Here is a 2471-nt window from a genome sequence, read left to right on the forward strand (position 1 = left end):
GTAAACCATTCGATCCTGCGCTTCATCAGGCTTGACGCGGATAACAGTATCTACATTACTTTTTGAATAATAAGAGGGCGATATGTTAGTGAGAATGAAAACGGACGATGGCAATGTAAAAATCGATCCGGATAAAATTACTCAATACTGGGCTATTTCCTTGGATAAAACCTGTATCGAGCATGAAATGAATGGCGAGATGGAAAGAGTTTGCGTCAATCACGACATGCTTCAGATCTCGCAGACTATTGCGAAATGCTGCATGTGATCAATTAAACAAATCCCCCTGCAACAGCCGCCGCTCTTCGGCCGGCAGCGACCGGATCAGGCTGACGGCAAGCTGCCGGGTAGAATGGTGCGGGGGATTCAAATCGTGCTTGAAGGCCAGCACGAACACAAACGACGCCCCGCACTGCTCGGTATTCATGCACTGGCAATACAGATCCTTCACGGCGGGACTGAGCTGGTTGGACGAGGTGATAACGGCTTTTTGCTGGCAATGGGGGCAGGTCACGCGCATGGATGAAAAACCTCCTCAAGTTTTGCGTGATTATAGAAAAACAACACCTAAATTAAGGAGTTTTCGCCGCAACATGATGAACGAACACGTGTTTTTGTATTACCGGCTGCTCTGCCGGAAAGCCGAACGGGAAATAGCCGATATGTCCGACGAAAATCACAAATTTGCCTGACGGCGAATCCGGCTTGCAAGTTAATTCGCTGCCTTAGAAGCAATAGCCCTACTAACCATCTTTTCTACGTTGGGTTCCATTTTATCGGGCAGCAATGTTATCTCCGGATGGGCCTGCGCATAGACGCGGAATATTTCGTCGGCAAAGGCTTGGCCGATTGCCGCCACGCCTTCAAAGTCGAAAATAACATACTGAAAGCGTTCGATGCGAGCCAGTAATCGTTTCGCTTGCGACCTGGAAACAAGTTTTTCATTACCGTATTGGGCCAAGCGTACCGGAATGACGGTTTTGTTGAACTGAAATTCGTCAGGTCCCGCATAGTCGTCGAACACCGATTGAATCTGTCGTGTCGAATCGCGCTTGATGAGCATGTAGACTGCCGTACCGTCTTCGTCTCTGGAAATATGCGACTCAAGAATAAAGTCGAAGTCGAATGTGTCGTCGTGGCTAAACCGGATCCCGCCCGATTCGATTTCAAACTCGTCGAACACCCTCGAAGTAAAGAAGATGCCTTCGCCGGTGTGGTTATCGGGATCGGTGGTCAGCTTGCCTTTTGATAATTCGAACAAGGCTTGTCGCTCATCGCTTAAATCGCACAACCGCTTAATTTTACTGAAAATACCTTCGCCGTCGTCGATTACAATAATGACTATTTTTTCTTTATCCCGTACCGCAGATAGATAAATATGTTTTCCGCCCGAGTGGTCGATGACGTTATTGACCATTTCGGTAAAACCGTAATGGCATATGTCGACGATGTTTTCGGGTAAACCGTCGAATACGAAAGCGTAGTGATTCCTCCAAACGCCGTCCTCCGTGAATTCTTCAGTCAGGGGAAACTGCGACTTATACTCTCTTAGGTCGCCTAGAAAGTACCTCTTTCCTTTGCCGGTGCCGCTCGATTTTAACCAGCCCTCCGTTTCCAGGCGTTTGATGTGGCTGTTGACCGCTTGGGGAGTGATCGAGAAGATAGCGGCGATATGTTTTGCAATATCGATGGGATGGTGCCTGACGTCCCTGAGAATTTGGCGGCGAATCCGCTCGCCGCGTTCTTTATTGCTCATGCTTTATCCTTTAAGAAAATTGTTTTCTTAAAGGATAGGCGGGTTTTTCTTAAAGGACAATGAAATTTTCTTAAAGCCCGCGTAGGGCGGAATAACGAAGCGTATTCCGTCGGATGTGGAGTTTCCATGCGGCGCATACGGCTTTGCCTATTGCGCCCTACGGTCCTACGCGCTCCAATTCTTACAAACCCGCTTCGGCGAATTTTCTCGATTGAAAAAAACACATATCTGAGCTTGACTTTATTTTATTTATAGGGATACTGAAAATAAATCAACTCAACTGGGGGGTAACCATCAATAGCAAAGGGGCATATATGGAGAAATGTCAGCTTTTGGTTCTCCAGGCCTATGACTTGTTTATCAGGTTAAATAGATTATTAATCGAAGAAACATTAAAAACGATAGACAAAAAGCACTATGTCTTTAAGCACCTTAAGGTTGTCCGTGATAAGGCCTTAACGTGTTTAAAGCGTCGCAATCACAAATACAATATTATTGAGCATTTATAATGCCCAGACCGAAAAAATCGGATAAAAAGACGTCGATTTCTGTCAAGCTACCGCCTTACTTGATGGCCTGGATGAGTTGTCAGCCAGAGAGTAGGGCGGTGCCGATCGAAACAACCTTACCGGCATGAATTCAAATATCGCCGGGGGGGGGCAATGCCGTTAAGTTAAGCGCTTTGTGGTATAATTGATCTGTTAACTGATTGAAA

The 2471-nt window shown here is 46.4% G+C and carries 2 protein-coding genes; both read right to left on the bottom strand.

Features of this window, described 5'->3' with window-relative positions; genetic code table 11:
• Positions 1–268 precede the first annotated feature (268 nt).
• Complete coding sequence (locus JJL52_RS21010; protein ID WP_202054479.1) at positions 269–520, bottom strand: Ogr/Delta-like zinc finger protein; 252 nt, start codon at positions 518–520, stop codon at positions 269–271.
• Between the two features lie 192 nt (positions 521–712).
• A complete protein-coding gene (locus JJL52_RS21015; RefSeq protein ID WP_202054480.1) occupies positions 713–1756 on the bottom strand; it encodes an STAS-like domain-containing protein in 1044 nt (347 codons plus the stop codon).
• Positions 1757–2471: the final 715 nt, after the last annotated feature.

It is taken from the genome of Candidatus Methylomicrobium oryzae, assembly GCF_016745425.1.
GTDB lineage: Bacteria > Pseudomonadota > Gammaproteobacteria > Methylococcales > Methylomonadaceae > Methylomicrobium > Methylomicrobium oryzae.

What these genes read in the sequence shown, in the direction of transcription:
- JJL52_RS21010 (WP_202054479.1), bottom strand. Translation starts at nt 520, where the DNA reads ATGCGCGTGACCTGCCCCCATTGCCAGCAAAAAGCCGTTATCACCTCG.
- JJL52_RS21015 (WP_202054480.1), bottom strand. Translation starts at nt 1,756, where the DNA reads ATGAGCAATAAAGAACGCGGCGAGCGGATTCGCCGCCAAATTCTCAGG.